Source organism: Exiguobacterium sp. NPDC077395, assembly GCF_050269125.1.
In the GTDB taxonomy this organism is placed as follows: Bacteria; Bacillota; Bacilli; order Exiguobacteriales; family Exiguobacteriaceae; genus Exiguobacterium; species Exiguobacterium aestuarii_A.
Window position 1 is genome coordinate 110,338 of sequence record NZ_JBNNHU010000001.1, and the last position, 17,271, is coordinate 127,608.

A 17,271-nucleotide genomic window follows, 5' to 3' on the forward strand; every position below is an offset into this window, starting at 1 on the left:
TTAGAAAGCGCTTTCAATAAAAATCCCACTATACTGAAGATAGAAGAATAGAAATGAGGGGATGAACATGCGACACATGTGGACGATTGACGATTTACGGCAGTTGACGCTGTTTGAGACATGTCCGAGTCGAGCACTTGAACAGTTGATTCCGCACGTCTATTGCCGGACGTATCGGAAAGGACAACTGTTGTTCATGGAAGGGGATCCGCGCGAGCGTGTGTATTTCTTAATGAGCGGTTATATCAAACTCGAACGGATGAACGAGAACGCGACCCATCATTACGCCGATTACGTGAAACCGAAACAATTTTTCCCATACAACGGTCTATTCACAGGGGAAGACTATCGTCATACGGCTGAAGCGGTGACGGATATTGAGGTCATCTACATCCCGACGGATCGCTTTGAGCGGTTCGTGTCCACGCAGTCGAGCATGCTACTCTATATCATTGGCCAGATGAATCGTATTCTTGATTTGCATGAAAGGCGTGTCCAAGAAATCATCACGCCGAGTGCGAAAGAGCGTGTCATCAATACGCTCCATTTCTTAATTGAAGATTTAGGGGAACCGGACGAACAAGGTGTTCGCGTCCGATGCCCATTCACCGCAATCGAACTTTCTCGTCTGTCCGGTACGTCTCGGGAGACGGTTTCGACGATTTTAGCGAAGCTTCGAAAAGAAGATATACTTCGCATCGACGCCCATCAACTTGTCATCGGGCATCCTGAATATTTTGAGCAAGACTTCGATTGACGCCACTCGGATGAGGGCGTCTTTTACATGTTCAGACGAGCGGGGCGTTCGCTTCAAAACGTGGCATATTGTATAATTAGTGATGAATCTCACAAAGCAATGGAATTGTAAATAAAGAAAGGATGAATGCAGTGAAACGACTGCAAGCCCTTGCTTTCGCTGAAAGGGGTCACATCATCGGACTCGTGTTATCCGCGGTCATGATTGGACTATCGATTTTGGCGCAAGCGTATTTAATCGTCGACATCGTCGACCGAATCTTTTTAAAGGATGAATCATTCGAAGCCATCCTTCCGGCTTTGCTATGGCTCGTCGTTGCCTTATTGGCACGAGCGCTTTTTGGATACGTGTCAGGACGCATCGGTGCGAGTTTATCCGAAAAGGCGAAACAGACGTTACGCCTTCAACTGTTGGAACGGTACGCCACGAGTCCGGTCGAGTCATCTTTGACAGGACAATCAGGTAAAAAGGTCAGTGTGTTCATGGATGCTGTCGACGAGGTGGACGCTTACTTCAGTCAATATTGGCCGCAAGTCATCCAAACATCGATCATCCCGCTCCTCATTTTGGTCGTCGTCTTCAGCCAACACTGGATTTCAGGAGTCATCATGATGGTCACGGCACCGTTCATTCCACTGTTCTTCATCATCATCGGGATTGCGACTCAGAAAAAATCAGAAGAACAGATGGAGAAGATGAATCAATTTTCCGGTAAGTTTTTAGATGTGTTACAAGGGCTAACGACGCTCAAGCTTTACAATCGTACGGAGCAAGAAGCGAAGGCGATTGAGAAGAGCAGTCTCGACTTTCGGGATGCAACGATGGTCGTTTTGAAGACGGCGTTCTTATCGGGACTCATGCTCGAGTTCATCTCGATGCTCAGTACCGGAGTCGTCGCGTTAGAAGTCGCCTTACAGATGGTCGTGTGGCAAAACCTCACGTTCTTCTCTGGCTTTTTGATTCTCGTATTGGCGCCAGAGTATTATTTAGCGATTAAAGATTTAGGAAGTGCCTTCCATACAGGACGTGGAAGTATGGGCGCAGCCGACCGAATCTTTGAGGTATTAGACGCCCCGGATGATCGCATCGAATGGGGAACAAAGTCACTTCGTTCACGAACACCAAACCTTGAACTCGAAGACGTCTCCTTCGAATACGCAGGCGGACGCTTTGCGATTCAACCGTTGAGCGGTCGGATTCCGTCCGGCACTCACCTGGCCTTGGTCGGTGCGAGCGGTTCCGGGAAGACGACAGTACTGAACGTCATCTCCGGACTGCTACAGGTGAAATCGGGACGTGTCCTCGTAGACGGTGAACCTCTTCAGTCGTTTGACGAGTCTGCCTGGTATGGAAACATTGCCTATATCTCGCAAAACCCTTATCTATTCGCCGGAACACTTGCCGATAACATCGCCTTAGGTGAAGAGGCCGATGAGCACGCGTTACGGGAAGCGGCCGATGCGGCAGGACTGTCTGAGGTGATTGATCAATTACCGAACGGGATTTGGACGGAGCTTGGAGAAGGTGGATTTGGTCTATCGGGTGGGGAACGACAACGTCTCGCACTCGCCCGTGCCTTCTTTAAACGACCTGGTATCCTCTTGTTCGATGAGCCGACGACCGGTCTCGATTTGAAGACCGAGCAGATTGTGAGACGTTCGATTGCTGTGTTGTCGAAAGAGGCAACGTTGATCACGGTGGCTCATCGCCTGCATACAATCAAAGAGGCGGATACCATCTGGTTTATGGAAGACGGGAAACGGATTGCGGAAGGCACACATGACGCGTTGCTCGCCGTCCCAGAGTATGCGGAACTGTTTGCGCTTCAGAAAGGGGTGAGCCGATGAACTCGCTTTGGACGATTACAAAATGGATGATGCGCGAGAAGAAAGATATCCTTCTCTCCATCTTCTTTGGATATGCAGCTGGGATTGCGGCGGTCGCCCTGTTTGCAGCAAGCGGATACCTCGTCTCAAGGGCAGGGCTTGTTCCGCCACTGTATGCGCTCATGGTACCCGTCGTTCTCATCAAACTGTTCGGAGTCATTCGGGCAGGAAGTCGTTATCGGGAGCGCCTCGCGTCACACCGGGCGACGTTTACGATATTGAGCGAGCTGCGTGTCCGCTTTTATCGACAACTTGAACCGCTCGTCCCATCGATTTTTGCGAAATATCGGAGTGGAGATTTGCTTGCACGTGTCGTCGGAGATGTGGAGAGCCTACAAAACTATTTTCTCCGCGTATTCTATCCGCCGATTATACTCGTGCTCGTGTTCTTAAGTACGATCTTCTTTGTGACGTTCTTCTCGTTCGCGGTCAGTCTATGGATCTTACTCGGTGTGCTCGTCACCGGATTTTTGATCCCACTCGGATTTGCTCGAATTCGCGCTCGTCATGACGAGACGATTCGTGCATTGCGCGGGGATGTATCGATTCAGTTGACCGAGATGATGTACGGATATCGAGATTTAAAACTACATCATCAACTCGATCGTACGAAGCAAGCCGTCTATGCGCGCAGCGAACGCTACATGGAAGCGGAGCGGAAAGACACGACGAACCAATTTTTCAACTCCGCACTCGTCGTCGCCGGCTCTTTACTCGTTTCATGGGGCGTCTTGGCAATCGGTGCCTATCAAGTCGTAGATGGAGATTTGAACGGGCTCTTCTTGGCGATGCTCATCATGATGTCGCTCACAGCGTTTGAGAACACGACACCGATGGCTGTATTTCCGGGACACTTTGCAGACAGTAAACAAGCTGCCGATCGATTATTTGAAGTGATGGAGCCGAGTGAAACGATTGAGGCGCTCGAAGCGAAACGTCAGGATGTGAAGTTCACGGTATCGCCATCCATCTCATTTGAGCATGTTCGTTATCGCTATCCGGATACGTATCGGGATGTGATTGACGATGTGTCGTTACACATCCCGAGCGGTTCGAAGACGGTCATCGTTGGACCGAGCGGCTCCGGGAAGTCGACGTTGCTCCAACTGTTGTTGGCATTTGTCCGGACAGAAGACGGGACGATCCGACTCGATCAAGACAACTTGAATGACATGAAACAGACTGCGATCTGGCAGCATGCGAGTGTCGTCTTGCAAGACAATCACTTCTTTTACGGGACCGTACGGGAGAACTTGGCACTAGCCGGTGACTTTACCGATGAGGAGATGCTTGTGGCGCTCGAACGTGTCCGTTTATCGTTTTCACTCGATGAGCCGGTCCTTGAGAAAGGAGCGAACTTGTCAGGCGGAGAACGTCAACGGTTAGCGATTGCACGAGCCCTTCTGAAAAACGGGCTGATCTGGTTGCTTGATGAACCTACTTCAGCGCTTGATGCAGGAACGGAAGCGCATGTCTTTTCTGAACTAGTGAATCAGGCTGGGGCAGGGACGCTCATCCTTGTCAGTCACCGCTTGACGGGACTCGAAACCTTCGACCAAATCATCGTGATGGAAGCTGGACGAATCGTCGAAGTTGGATCTTATGAGGAATTGATGATGAAACGTGGTATGTTCTACGAATTGAAACAAATCGAACAAGAAGTGTTCGCATAACAAAAAGACGAGCAGCCCCGTCGGTGGGCTGCTCGTCTTGTTTTTGGCAAATATGGGTGCAACAAATGGGGGTTGTCGCAGCAATGCTTTCAAAAAGAGTGTCGTGGAGGGGAATCCACGTGACGTGATTGGTTTGGGGAACGTGCACGTCAAGCTTTTAGGAAGCTACATCTAGAGTATAGTTGATAACGATTCTCATTGTCAATGAGAATTGCGAAAAAAATATCCATACGTGCGAACACATATGGATAGGATCTCGAATTAGTTCGAGGCCACGCCTTTTTGAACCGTGAATCGAATGAGACTGAACAAGTATCTCGTGAAGAAGAGCGCGAACGCATAAAATAGCGCGATGAACGGTGACTGGAGGTCAATCCCAGGAATGTTCATCAAAAACTCTAAGACGAGAATCGATAGCAAGAATACGTAAAGAGCAGCGTCTAAATAAAGTGGCATGAGACGACCCCGTTGATGCCAAAACGTACGGATCAGTGGTGCGACGGTCATTCCGATGATCCGTTCGGCAAAACCGATACTAAGTACGGCGATCAAGAAAGATGGGACGGTGTTAAATGCCACTAAATCTGAAAACACGAGTCCTGAAATGAGTAAGAGTGGGCCGATGACGATCATCATCGAGAGCGACGTACGGAAAAAGATCCATAAGTTTTGTTGAATCGAACGAATTCCCCCGAGTGCCGATTGTTGAAGCGTCTTCCCACGTTTATAGTCAATCGCGAACGAGCTGATAAACATAATTCCAAACAAAGATAACAAAACTGACATGAACGATGTTTCCCCTTTTCTGAATAAATCCTGATGTACCAATCTGAACCAAAGTCTAGCCTAGTTTAACGATTCGTTTCGAGAAAGTAAAGCGAGAAAACATGCTCAAGTGTGAAGTGTTCAATCCTTTAAGAAGCGAGGATGAATCGATTTCGTCCAGACTCTTTTGCGTGATATAACGCTTCGTCTGCGTGCTTCAACACACTATCGATTTCAATATCGTTCGAATGGCAGGCTCCCAGCGAAACGGTGATGTGTAGCGTACCTGCGCTCGTTTCGAACGGGAACGACGAAACCTTTTCTCGGATAGATTCTGCGAGGCGAGACACTTCATCCCGCGTAGCGTGTGGCATGACGATTAAAAATTCTTCTCCACCGAAGCGACCGACCAGATGTCGCTCTTCACTTTCGTTGACGAGCAGCATACCGAGTTCACGTAACACGTCATCACCGACGTCGTGCCCGTACGTGTCGTTCACTCGTTTAAAGTGATCAATATCGACTAAGATTAACGCATATTCTTCTGCTTCAACCGTCAAGTTGGCCATCGCTTCATTCAACAGGCGTCGGTTGGCAATTCCGGTGAGCGCATCCGTGCGCGCAAGCTGTTGTTGATGTTGGACGTTCTCAAAGTGACGGCGTAATTCGAGCAATAACCGATAGGCGGCACAAGCTCCACCATAAGACATTAACGTGTAGACGATTAAAACGGGATAGAATAGATTGAGCGGTAGGGCGGCATAGATGGCTGCCCCAAAGATGGCGATGCTAACTGTCGTGAAGACGAGTAATGTCGGGCGTGTGTTATCCATACGTTTCCGTAAAATACTAATCGATCCGACGAGAACGAACATGGTCGCAAACGCTAAGTACAATCCGATTATTGCGCCGTCCGTGTACCAAACGACGAAAGCACGGCCAATCAGATAGATGATCCCAGCGACTGTACCGCTTACCCAACCACCGAATAAGACAGCTAGCATAATCGGAATGGCGCGCAAATCGATGAGTACCCCTTCGAGAGGCAGGGCGTTTGCTAACAGTAAGATGGCAATCAGTCCAGTCTGTACACCGAGCAAGACTCTGCCCTTTAACGGAGATTGCGGTGTCAGACGGGGGCGATTACGGAACGGTAAAAAAGAAATCGTGAAGAGCGTGAATAAGATACACAGGTTGATAAAGAACGCATTGACGATTGTGAGCATCGAAGCTCCCCCTTACCCCGTATGGAAATATTTAGTTACAGTATAAATCATCTTATCGAAAACAGGTAGGATTAACCTGCGAACTAAAACATAAGTACCTTTGATTAGAATTCAAGTCCAACCTCAATCATCCCTTTTCGGTTTCACAGACATGTTTCAACTTTTAGAACTTTCGTTATCGAAAATCGAAAGTTTGGTATGATAAGAGAAAAGGAGGACTGTCCGTGCGTTACTGGGATCATTTTAAACGAGCGTTTATTCCGATTGCGCTCATTTTGATTGGATTAGCGATCTTTTATACTTTATCGGCTAGAGATAACATGGTGTTGACGCTTTTAGGGGCTGCGATTGTAGGAGTCATCTTATTTTTAGTGATGCGTCATGTGAACCAAGTCGAAGAAGACTAAAACGAGAACACATTTTGTGGTTCTCGTTTTTTGTTGTCTTGCGACTTTTTTGGGTACACTACAAAGTAAGGAGGGATTTTTTATGGCAAAAGCTACGTTTGCGGGAGGCTGTTTTTGGTGCATGGTCAAACCGTTTCATAAATATGAGGGGGTCGAACGCGTCATTTCCGGTTACACGGGTGGACACGTCGACAACCCGACGTATCAACAAGTCTGTTCAGAGACGACGGGGCATTTAGAGGCGGTCGAGATCACGTTCGACCCTGAGGTCATCTCGTATGAGGAGTTGCTCCGTATCTATTGGCGTCAAATCGACCCGACAGATGGTGGAGGACAATTCAATGACCGAGGTGAATCATATCGTCCGGCCATCTTCTATCATTCAGAAGAACAAAGGGACGCAGCGGAGCGCTCGAAACAAGAAGTGGAAGACTCCGGACGATTTGATCGTCCGATTGAAGTCGACATCCGCCCTGCGAAAACGTTCTGGGAAGCGGAAGATTACCATCAGGACTATTATAAAAAGAATCCGTTCCGCTACGAGATGTATCGGGTCGGGTCTGGTCGTGCGAAATTCATTAAAGAAGCTTGGAGTGATCGGAAGAAGCAACAGGCACTCCGTGAACGTTTGACGCCGATGCAATATAAAGTCACGCAAGAAAACGGAACAGAGCCGCCGTTTAAAAATGAATACTGGGACGAAGAACGTGAAGGATTGTACGTCGACATCGTCGATGGGACACCACTGTTCACATCTCACGATAAGTTCCAGTCAAACTGTGGATGGCCGAGCTTCTCACGTCCAATCGAAGAGAAACGAGTCGACTTGAACATGGACACGACGCACCACATGGTACGGACGGAAGTTCGTTCAAAACAAGGTGACAGTCACCTCGGTCACGTCTTTGATGACGGACCGAAAGAGCTCGGCGGTTTACGCTATTGCATCAACTCGGCCGCTCTCCGATTCATTCCTGTAGAAGAGCTTGAAGAAGCTGGGTACGGGGAATATAAACACTTATTCAACAAATGAAGGGGAGAGTCGTATGTTCACAGCCGTCAAACAACAAATTCGGTGCGAAACGATTGGGACCGTCCTTGATTTTTACGACCAGTCGATTCGACATCTTTCGGAAGAAGCGAGACAACAGAAGTACGCCAAAATGAGTTCGAGCCCGTTCTCGTTCTTTCGAGGGAGCTCACACTTGTTCTATTACGACTTTGCGAAAGTCCCCATCGCGTTTGACACAGGTCCCGACCACCCAACGTTCATTCAAGGAGACTTGCACTTTGAAAATTTCGGTGTGTTCGAGGACGGGGCCGGTACGATCATTTATGACGTAAACGACTTTGACGAGGCGTATATCGGTTCCTATCTGTTCGACTTGTTACGGATGGCGGTCTCTGTCGATTTGTTCGCGGCTGAATCGGGGTTTGACGGTAAAGCAGCCATCGAGGCATTTGCACGCTCGTATGCGGAGGCGATTGAGAAGCATGCGAAAGGGAAAAGTGAACATATTCAATTTACAAAAGAGAATACGTGTAAAGCCGTGAAGAAAGTCATTAAAAAAGCGGAGAAGAAGAAAGACGAATTTATGTCCGAACGAACGGAAGTACGGGACGAGGAACGTTATTTTTCAACAAGTGACGATTTGCTTGCCGTTTCGCCTGAAGTACGAGACAAAATCGAGGCGGGCTGGGGAGATTATTTATCTTCCTTGTCGGATGAGCATCGACATCACGCCGATCATTATGAAATCAAAGACATCGCCATCAAGCTGCAAAGCGGTACGGCCTCCATCGGTCTAGAGCGTTATTACATTTTGATTGAAGGGGCCGATCAAGAGCACGATGAAGATGTCATTTTAGAGATGAAACAGGCACAGTCCGCCGTTCCATCGCTTTTTCTGCCGACGCATCCGCTATTTGAGAATGGGTTGTCGCACCAAGGGGCGCGTGTCGTTGCCGCGCAGCGGGCAATGGTTCATAGTCGTGACCCTTATCTCGGTTATTTGACGATTGATGGGAAAGAGTACTATGTCAGGCAGCGTTCACCGTACAAACGAAAAGTGAAGGCGAAGCATATGAAAGACGAGACATCACTCGTTGAGACGTTGAAGGTGCAAGCACAAATCACAGCTAAAATTCACGCACGGGCCGATGCGACGTCTAACGTGCTAGATTATACGGCGAGTGAACGAATTGCTGTGGCCATCGGGGACTCACCATCGTTATTCATTCGGCAGTTGTCGAGATGGGCCGATTTTTATGCAAATCAAGTTCGCTTTGATTACGATGCCTTTTTAAATTGGGTTGAATCAAGGAAACGTTGAGGATACTTGCGAATCGAAGGGGAAATCCTGCACAATGGATGCGTAAAGGATGTGTAAGGACCATGATTACAGAACAACAAGTTATCGCCCAGATGCGTCAGGTGATGACACAGATTGAGTCGTCGACGGGCGAAGTACAAAAGCGTCATTTGGCAAAGTTGATGGGCTTTTGCGAACTACTATTAGCGGAGACGTCTGAAGTGAAAGGTGTCAGTACGCCACAAATGACGACACCGGCGAGTGAGGAAAAACCTCCGCTTGATCGTCAGATGGCCGCTTTCCTCGGGATTCCCATGGAAGAAGACGAACCACCCAAATCCGATTCATTGCTCGATTTTTGAACCACATGTGATACACATGTGGTTTTTTTGTGGATTCACATTCATTGACTTAAATACCATAGGGGGTATAATGGGTGTAAGAAATGAAAAGCAAATGGAGGCGTGAATATGTTGGACTTTCTTTTTGTGGCGGTCATCATTGGAATCGTGTATTTTTGGTGGAGTCGCCGAAACAATGTTAAAACGGTCTCAACGGATGATTTGAAGCGTAGAATCGCAGAAGAGCGGAACATTCAATTGTTGGATGTACGTGAGCCGCATGAATACCGTGGGGGACACATTAAACAAGCGAAAAACGTCCCACTTTCTGGTTTCGGGAACGCACAAGCGAAATATCCGAAAGAAAAGGAGCGTCCCGTCTACGTGATCTGTCAAAGTGGCATGCGTAGCCAACGCGCTGCAGCGATGCTCAAGAGTGCCGGATATACCGACGTCTATTCTGTAAAAGGCGGAATGAACTTCTGGCGTGGATAATAGATGCGACTGAACGAATCGGTTCAGTCGTTTTTTTGTCACCACGTTTTCTCTTTTGCATTTTCGGGGATTCTGCTACGGTAAGGGAAGCAATTGAAAGAGAGGAGATTCATCCAATGGCAGTGATTTTATTTGATATCGATGGCACGTTAGTAGATACGACTGGACCGATGACGCAGGCGATTCATGAGGCGCTCGAGGAACTTCCTCACCTTCCGAAACCGAGTGAAGAGGCGGTCCGTTCAGGATATGGCTTGGCAGGTAACGCGTTTTGGGAGCATGTCATCCCGGAAGCGACGCTCGAAGAAATTCGTCTCATTCGGAGATTGCGTCACACGACGCTCGAAAAGACGATGGAAGGGCAAAACGTCTTATTCGATGGCATTCGTGACATGTTGGAGACGCTTCACGAACAAGGTCATACGTTGACGACGGCTAGCAACTGCGGTGTTCATTACATGAACTTGATTTTAGATACGCAACAGATTCGCTCCTACATGACAGCACCGGAATGCTTGGAGTCTGTCAGTGGCGAAAAGAAAGCGGACATTCTGACAGCACACCGTGTCCGTCACGGTGAGGCGGACTATATGATGGTCGGCGATCGCAAATCAGATGTCGAAGCAGCACGGGCACACGACTTCCCGGTCGTTTTGACAGGGTTCGGATTTGGAAATGAAGAAGAGTGGGCGCTTGCGGATCACGTCATCAAATCGCCGAACGATTTAGTCGAATGGGTCAACCGATAAGAAAAGGCTTGTCGCACGTGCGACAAGCCTTTTTGTATGCCTATTCTTACAACCCGAGTGAGATGTATTTGACTTCTAAAAATTCTTCGATGCCGTGATGACCACCTTCACGCCCGAGTCCACTTTCTTTCCAACCACCGAACGGCGCTTGAGGAGTTGAAGGAAGACCGTCGTTCACACCGACGATTCCATACTCTAACGACTCCGCTAAATAGACGGCTTCGTTGATGTCTTGTGTGAACAAGTAAGCGGCTAAGCCGAACGGCGTATTGTTCGCCCGTTCGATCACTTCGTCGAGTGAATCGAATGTCGCAATCGGGGCGAGAGGACCAAATGTCTCTTCATTCATGCAGAGCATGTCTTCATTCGCATAACGGATGACTGCTGGACGGATGAAGAGGCCATCTAATACTTCGCCACCATACACTTCACCGCCGCGAATTTGAGCGTCCTCGATATGCTTTTCGACTTTACTGAGCGCATCATCATCAATGAGCGGACCGATGTCGACACCTTCCTCTAGACCGTTCCCGACTTTCAGCGCTTCGACCTCTTTGATGAAACGCTCCGAGAATTCATCGACGACGGCACGTTCGACATAGATCCGGTTCGCACAGACGCAAGTCTGTCCGCCATTACGGAACTTCGTGGCGACCGCTTGCGGGACGGCTTTATCTAAGTCAGCTTTGGCCGTGACGATGAGCGGGGCGTGCCCTCCGAGCTCAAGGGAAATCTTTTTCATCGTGTCCGCCGCGTCACGCATGAGCATTTTCCCGACTTCGGTCGACCCGGTGAACGTCAATTTTCGCACTCGCTTGTCTTGTTGCCACGCTTTGACGATATCAGATGCTTGCCCTGTAACGAGGTTGATGACTCCTTTTGGGAACCCTGCCTTTTCGGCTAATTTGACCAATTCAATCGCGGTCAACGGAGTCGCCGATGCAGGTTTCATGACGACCGTACAGCCTGCGGCGAGTGCCGGTGCGACTTTCCGCGTGATCATGGCAGCCGGGAAGTTCCAAGGTGTGATGGCGGCGATGACGCCGACCGGTTGCTTGATGGCGAAGATTCGCTTCTTGTTCGAAGAGGCGGGAATCGTCTCTCCATACACGCGTCGTCCTTCTGCTGCATACCAGTCGATAAAGCCGTTCGCATAGTTGATTTCACCGATGGCTTCTTTCAGTGGCTTTCCTTGTTCCTCGACCATCGTCCGGGCAAGTTCTTCTGTATGTTCTGCGATTAAACGATGCCACTCATTCAGTAGCGCCCCTCGTTCGTCCGCGGTCTTTTGTTGCCATTCCTGTAACGCTTCATGCGCCGCATCGACAGCTTGTGTCGCTTCGGCGGTATCACTTTTCGTCACAACGGCCATCACATTTCCGGTGGCCGGGTTGCGTACCTCGATTGTCTGTTCCGTCTCTGTCCATTCCCCGTTAATAAAGTTTTTCTCTTCTCGCATCTTGATTTCCCCTTTCCAAAAAGTGCACAGTTAATTAGAGGATACCCGTTTTTCTGAAACGCACACAAATTTCCAAAAAATGAGGGGATACTATGTGGATCATCATCGTCGGCTATCTAGTCGGGAGTCTGCTCGGGGGCAGACTTTATGAGTTACTAAGTGGTCATGATTTAGCGACATCTGGTTCCAACAATACCGGTGCCCGCAATGCGCATCGGATCGGAGGGGTGAAGGCGTTTCTAATCGTATATGGATTCGACGTGCTGAAGACGATTCTTGTCCTACAGGTGAGCGGACCGTATTTTTGGCAGATGGCACTTGCACTCACGCTCGGTCATATTTATCCGTTTTGGCGAATCCGCGCAGGCGGGAAGGGATATGCCGTTTTTTCTGGAATCATATGGTCATACGACCCGTGGTGGTTTATCGGTGGTCTCCTGATTCTATTACTTTTGATTAAAGTGACGGGCAATTCACGTGAGACAGGGCTCATCATGCTCGTCCTACTTCCGTTGGCTGCACTTGGAAGTATCGGAAATATCATCTGGGCCACACTCATTGCCATCGTGATTGTCTATCATCATGTGAAGGAGGGAACGATATGATTGTTTATCGAAAAGCCGGTTCATCTGATTTTGACACCATTCATCGATTAAATTACGAAACGTTCGTCGAAGAGATTCCGCAACATCCGCCGAATCTAGAACGTCGACTCGTCGACAAGTTTCATGAAGAGAATACATATTGGATTGGGGAAGTGAATGGTGAAGTAGTCGCCATGTGCGCGCTACGTGGCGAAAGGCCCTTTTCGTTAGAACAAAAAGGGGTGTGTACGCCTGACGGGGATTGGCTTGAAATACGTCTGCTCGCTGTGAAGAAAGCGTATCGGCGCAATCGTACGTTCGCCGGATTGATGCGAGCAGTCATTGGGGATGCGACAGAACGTGAAGTCGACGGTATCGTCATCAGCGGGACGACGCGTGAACAAGTGCTCTATCGCCGATTCGGGTTTGTCCCATTTGCGAATCCGATCGGTCCTGAGGAAGCACGATATGTACCGATGGTGTTAACACGTTCGGCATTTTATGAATCAAAGTCAGCGTCGACGCTTCGACCGAAAAGTTTGCTCGCAGGTCCTGTCGAATGCTCGGAGCGTGTAAGAGCGAGGCTCTCGAGACAGCCGCTCCCACATCGTTCAAACGAGACGGGCCGTATGCTTGAATCCGTTCAGCAACAATTGACGAAACGAATCGGACTTCCTTATGTCTACACGCTTTTAGGAAGCGGCACGGTGGCCAACGATGCGGTCGCATCACGATTGAGCGGACATGGTGTCATTTTATGCGCCGGCGAATTCGGAGAACGTCTTATGGATCACGCATCTCGCGTCAGTCTCTCGTTTGACGTCATTCAAGCGGACCGTAAAGGGAAGTGGGATGTTTATGAACTTGAACGCATTAAGCCAGACTGGGTGTGGACGGTGCATTGTGAGACATCTTTGGGGATCTTAATCGATCTCACCCCGCTTCATACGTGGCAAGGTGTCGTTGCCGTCGATGCGATCAGTGCTGTTGGGACACTCGTCTATGACTATTCCTTTGCTGATTATGTGACCTTCTCCTCAGGAAAGGCGCTACGGAACGCCCCAGGTCTCGCGTTCGTTGCCATGAAAGAGCGGGCAGAAGCGTTACGAGACGTGCCTCGCTACTTTGACTTATCCCTTTACCAACCAATCGCCTTCACACAGTCAGAACCGCTCCTTGCGGCGATGGATGTCGCATTAGAAGAACTGACGGAAGAGGAAGTCGCGTCGCATGAAGAGAAGATGCTCGTCCTGATCAACTCACTCCGTGAGAACGGCTTACAGATCGAGCTGAGTCCCGCCCAGTCCCCCGGCATCATCACGATCCCGGTGCCGTACGGACAGTCCTCAATCGAGCTCGGTCGACAGCTGTCGTATCAAGGTTATCTCGTGCAATATGAGAGTGAATATTTGAAGCGGGCGAACGTCATCCAAGTATCGACGATGGGCTGGACGACACCTCGTATGATGCGTGACGTCGGGGCCTATATTGCCGAGTGGATGCAACAAAAAACCGCCACTCCTGAGAGTGACGGTTCGCTCAAACTCGAAAATCCTGACGTGCCAAGTGACGAATTTTTCGTCCGAGGCGTCTCCAATTGAAGTAAGCCAGTACGGAGACGACGCCACCCGACCAGAACAGCCATTCATCCGGTCGAATATAGCCGAGTAGTCCGACGAGCAACCCGAGCAAGATGACGATGGCATTGAACGTTTGGCGGTGCAACAGTTCTTTGGATTCTAAGTTGCGTTGGAACATCGCTTGCTCCGACAGGCGTTTTCGCGTTGGTTCTTTTAAGTAATTGTCGAGAAGCGGCGGGACGTTCAATAATTTCTTCGCATAATTGATTCCGGTCTTCACATATCGGTTTTGAAGCGTTGTCCCGTCTTCCTCGAGCCATTCGATGACAATCGGTTTGCCGAGTGTGAACAGGTCGATTTTCGGGTCGAGAATTTGTAGGATGCCAAGCAAGGTCGACGCGGCCCGCCCGAAGAAGGCAAATTCCGCCGGGAGTTGAATTGGTTCATTTTTGACGAGCAACTGAATATCTTGCAACACTTTCTCGATTAACTTCGTATCGACCGTATCGATATCGGTCTCCAAATAAAACGTCACGGCCTTTTCGAGTGCTTGGCGGATGTTTTGTTTGTTCGCCGTCGGTAGCAAGAATCGTAAATCCTCGAGTCCGTCGACGATGCTGTCATAGTCGAGCGAGATGAACGCCTGTAGAATGTTTCGAATCGTCGCCATGTCTTGCGCCGTCGTCTGTCCGACCATACCGAAGTCGAGTAAGATGATGGTGCCGTCCGCCCGAATTTGGACGTTTCCGGGGTGTGGGTCGGCATGGAACTGTCCACCGAACAACAACTGTTCGGCGGCGAGCGTGAACAGCCGTTCGGCTAGTGCGGAGCGATCGATGTCATTTTCTTTTAAGAAGGCGAGATCGGTGATTCGTCTCGCATCGACCCAGTCCATCGTCAAGACACGGTTTGTACAGAGGTGCTCGTGATAATCCGGGATATAAACGTCCGGGTTATCAGCATACTTTGCTTTAAAATAGAGAGCATTTTTTAATTCGGTTTGAAAATTTAGTTCATCCCCGATGACAAAAATCATTTGGCGATATAAGCTATCTAAGTCGGTCGATTTAGCGAGGGATGTCCGCTTCAACATCGACGTGACAATTCGCATGGCACGGAAGTCCGTACGAATGATTTTTTCGATATTCGGACGTTGAATTTTGATGGCGACCCGTTTCCCGTTTTCAAGCAATGTGGCGCCGTATACTTCCCCAATCGAGGCGGAGGCGACGGCATCGATTCCGACGTCTTTGACGACTTGCGAGTAAGGAACGCCCCATTCAGCCTCTAGAATCGCGCGCGACTTCTCCCAACCCGATGTCGGGACACGGTCGACAAGTTCAGAGAGCTCATTCAGGACGGCGGGTGGCAATAAGTCTGCACGAATGGACAAAAATTGTCCGAGCTTGATCAACAAGCCTTCGAGCCGTAACGCATTTCGTTTATACTCACGCGCGAGCTTGAGCATAAGTGCTTCATATTCTTCTGTCGTGGCAACGCCTTGCTGTTGTTTACGTGAAAAGGCGTACAGCCGAATGATGAATCGGGCGAACATGGTGACGATAATCCATATACGGAACAAAGCGATACGTTTCATAGTAATACCGACATCCTTTACGACAGTCGCTCGACTGACCTGATTTTTTGTAACTATACTTTACCATACAATGCGTTGAAGAAAGGGCAAGGGATGTTCATGGAGTGGGAATTGCTCAACGTCGTCGGAACGATTGCGTTCGCGGCGAGCGGAGCCATCATTGCGATGGATGAAAAATACGATATTTTTGGGGTGTGGCTGCTCGCGTTTATCACTGCCTTTGGGGGCGGTGCGATTCGAAACGTGCTATTAGGAAACCCCGTCAGTTTAATTTGGCAACAGAATGATTTATTTATTTTATGTTTTCTTGTCGCACTCCTCATCTTCCTGCTACCGAGTGTCGTATTGCCGCACTGGGAACGTTGGGGTGTCATTGTCGATGCCATTGGGTTGGTCGCCTTCGCCTTTCAAGGAGCGCAGGTCGCCATCAAGCTAGATTTGCCATTATCAGCGGCGATTGCGGCGGCTGTCCTGACAGGTGTCGGGGGTGGTGTGGTCCGCGACTTACTGGCCGGACGAAAACCGCTCGTCTTACAATCTGAAGTGTATGCGATTTGGGCGATTCTCATCGCGGTCATCACGTATTACTTCAAGCTCGAAGGCGGCCTTGCCGTCTATGCATTATTAATTGTCGTCGCGATACTTCGAGTGATATCCTACTATCGGAAGTGGAATTTACCAGCACGTAAAGTCAGATAAGGGGGAACACAAATGAAAATCTTATTAATGATTGGTGCCGGATTGATGGCACTCGGCGTAGCACTCGGTGCGTTCGGCGCACACGCCTTAAAAGAGAGACTGTCACCAAACATGTTGGCGAACTGGCAAACCGGGGTACTCTATCATATGATCCATGCACTCGGAATCATCGGAATTGCGTCACTGCTCATGCGTGTGAGCATCAGTCAATTTAACATTGCCGGATGGCTCATGTTTGCCGGAATCATCTTCTTCTCAGGAAGCTTGTATGTCATGGCATTGACGGGGATCACGAAACTCGGAGCCGTGACACCGATTGGCGGAGTCTTGTTCATCGCCGCTTGGATTTTTGTGATCATTGGCGCAACCAAGTTATAACAGAAGACCAGTCAAACCGATATCCATGTCTTTGCTCATGTGTACATGAGGCGAGGACGTGGATTTTTTTGATGGGTCGTTCCATCAATTGGAAACTTATGAATGATGTATTCAAAATATTATTTGAAAATAGGGTAAAGCGTTTTCTATTTACATAAAACATTACAGGAAGATTTCAAATTGAACGATTCGAAAAGGTATTGATAAATAATAAGTTAGACGATTTCGTTGGCTGCGCGTCTGTCTGTGCGTAATAAAATTGAAATATAACTTTAACAGGAAAATATCTAGCAGTTAGATATAATTAGTCGTGTTGAAACTCAACTAAATGATCGTTTTTGTTACATACTGAAACGGCTTTAA

Annotated in this window: 17 protein-coding genes; 13 read left to right on the forward strand and 4 right to left on the reverse strand. The window is 48.9% G+C overall.

All coding sequences use genetic code 11. From position 1 onward, the window contains the following. The first annotated feature begins 67 nt into the window (after positions 1–67). The 3 genes from ACQKD4_RS00655 (at position 68) to cydC (ending at position 4,316) form a co-directional block, all read left to right on the forward strand. Positions 68–757 (forward strand): Crp/Fnr family transcriptional regulator, encoded by a 690-nt coding sequence (locus tag ACQKD4_RS00655; protein ID WP_427372123.1) that lies wholly within the window; start codon positions 68–70, stop codon positions 755–757. Positions 758–879: 122 nt separating this feature from the next. Next, positions 880–2,604 carry a thiol reductant ABC exporter subunit CydD gene (gene cydD / locus ACQKD4_RS00660; RefSeq protein ID WP_427372124.1) on the forward strand — a complete coding sequence of 575 codons (1,725 nt, stop codon included), beginning with the start codon at positions 880–882 and terminating at the stop codon, positions 2,602–2,604. Next, entirely contained in the window at positions 2,601–4,316 is a 1,716-nt protein-coding gene (gene cydC / locus ACQKD4_RS00665) for a thiol reductant ABC exporter subunit CydC (RefSeq protein WP_427372125.1), read from the forward strand. The genes cydD and cydC overlap by 4 nt, the downstream gene beginning before the upstream one ends. 261 nt (positions 4,317–4,577) lie before the next feature. Here cydC and ACQKD4_RS00670 read toward each other — a convergent pair whose 3' ends face one another. Both ACQKD4_RS00670 and ACQKD4_RS00675 read right to left on the reverse strand, forming a co-directional pair. Next, on the reverse strand, positions 4,578–5,102 hold the full coding sequence (locus ACQKD4_RS00670; protein WP_074035604.1) for a hypothetical protein: 525 nt from the start codon (positions 5,100–5,102) through the stop codon (positions 4,578–4,580). Positions 5,103–5,230: 128 nt separating this feature from the next. Next, positions 5,231–6,307, reverse strand: a complete 1,077-nt coding sequence (locus ACQKD4_RS00675; protein ID WP_427372126.1) for a diguanylate cyclase — start codon at positions 6,305–6,307, stop codon at positions 5,231–5,233. A 224-nt stretch (positions 6,308–6,531) separates the two neighbouring features. Between ACQKD4_RS00675 and ACQKD4_RS00680 the strand changes: the two genes are divergently transcribed. The 6 genes from ACQKD4_RS00680 to ACQKD4_RS00705 all read left to right on the forward strand — a co-directional run bounded on the left by ACQKD4_RS00680 (position 6,532) and on the right by ACQKD4_RS00705 (position 10,611). Next, positions 6,532–6,714, forward strand: coding sequence for a hypothetical protein (locus ACQKD4_RS00680; protein ID WP_031422036.1), 183 nt, complete (start codon positions 6,532–6,534; stop codon positions 6,712–6,714). An 82-nt stretch (positions 6,715–6,796) separates the two neighbouring features. After that, a complete protein-coding gene (msrA, locus tag ACQKD4_RS00685; protein ID WP_214744801.1) occupies positions 6,797–7,747 on the forward strand; it encodes a peptide-methionine (S)-S-oxide reductase MsrA in 951 nt (316 codons plus the stop codon). A gap of 13 nt (positions 7,748–7,760) precedes the next feature. Then, a complete protein-coding gene (locus ACQKD4_RS00690; RefSeq protein WP_427372127.1) occupies positions 7,761–9,047 on the forward strand; it encodes a DUF2252 domain-containing protein in 1,287 nt (428 codons plus the stop codon). A 62-nt stretch (positions 9,048–9,109) separates the two neighbouring features. Continuing rightward, complete coding sequence (locus ACQKD4_RS00695; RefSeq protein ID WP_427372128.1) at positions 9,110–9,388, forward strand: DUF5327 family protein; 279 nt, start codon at positions 9,110–9,112, stop codon at positions 9,386–9,388. Positions 9,389–9,496: 108 nt separating this feature from the next. Beyond that, positions 9,497–9,862, forward strand: coding sequence for a rhodanese-like domain-containing protein (locus ACQKD4_RS00700; protein ID WP_214694813.1), 366 nt, complete (start codon positions 9,497–9,499; stop codon positions 9,860–9,862). A 116-nt stretch (positions 9,863–9,978) separates the two neighbouring features. Then, the gene (locus tag ACQKD4_RS00705) at positions 9,979–10,611 is read left to right on the forward strand and encodes an HAD family hydrolase (protein ID WP_214694811.1); all 633 of its coding nucleotides are present in this window, start codon (positions 9,979–9,981) and stop codon (positions 10,609–10,611) included. Between the two features lie 46 nt (positions 10,612–10,657). Here the strand turns inward: ACQKD4_RS00705 and ACQKD4_RS00710 are convergent, their stop codons facing one another. Further along, entirely contained in the window at positions 10,658–12,070 is a 1,413-nt protein-coding gene (locus tag ACQKD4_RS00710; protein WP_427372129.1) for an NAD-dependent succinate-semialdehyde dehydrogenase, read from the reverse strand. A gap of 92 nt (positions 12,071–12,162) precedes the next feature. Here ACQKD4_RS00710 and ACQKD4_RS00715 point away from each other — a divergent pair, with 92 nt between their 5' ends. After that, positions 12,163–12,675: a glycerol-3-phosphate acyltransferase gene (locus tag ACQKD4_RS00715; protein WP_427372130.1), complete on the forward strand. Its 513-nt coding sequence runs from the start codon at positions 12,163–12,165 to the stop codon at positions 12,673–12,675. Continuing rightward, a complete protein-coding gene (locus ACQKD4_RS00720) occupies positions 12,672–14,255 on the forward strand; it encodes a GNAT family N-acetyltransferase (RefSeq protein WP_427372131.1) in 1,584 nt (527 codons plus the stop codon). The genes ACQKD4_RS00715 and ACQKD4_RS00720 overlap by 4 nt, the downstream gene beginning before the upstream one ends. On the opposite strand, the gene ACQKD4_RS00725 is transcribed toward ACQKD4_RS00720, so the two are convergent. Continuing rightward, a complete protein-coding gene (locus ACQKD4_RS00725; RefSeq protein WP_214694799.1) occupies positions 14,194–15,831 on the reverse strand; it encodes an ABC1 kinase family protein in 1,638 nt (545 codons plus the stop codon). The genes ACQKD4_RS00720 and ACQKD4_RS00725 overlap by 62 nt on opposite strands. Positions 15,832–15,924: 93 nt before the next feature. Here ACQKD4_RS00725 and ACQKD4_RS00730 point away from each other — a divergent pair, with 93 nt between their 5' ends. Continuing rightward, positions 15,925–16,530: a trimeric intracellular cation channel family protein gene (locus tag ACQKD4_RS00730; protein ID WP_427372132.1), complete on the forward strand. Its 606-nt coding sequence runs from the start codon at positions 15,925–15,927 to the stop codon at positions 16,528–16,530. A 12-nt stretch (positions 16,531–16,542) separates the two neighbouring features. After that, on the forward strand, positions 16,543–16,908 hold the full coding sequence (locus tag ACQKD4_RS00735; RefSeq protein ID WP_427372133.1) for a DUF423 domain-containing protein: 366 nt from the start codon (positions 16,543–16,545) through the stop codon (positions 16,906–16,908). The last annotated feature ends 363 nt before the right edge of the window (positions 16,909–17,271 follow it).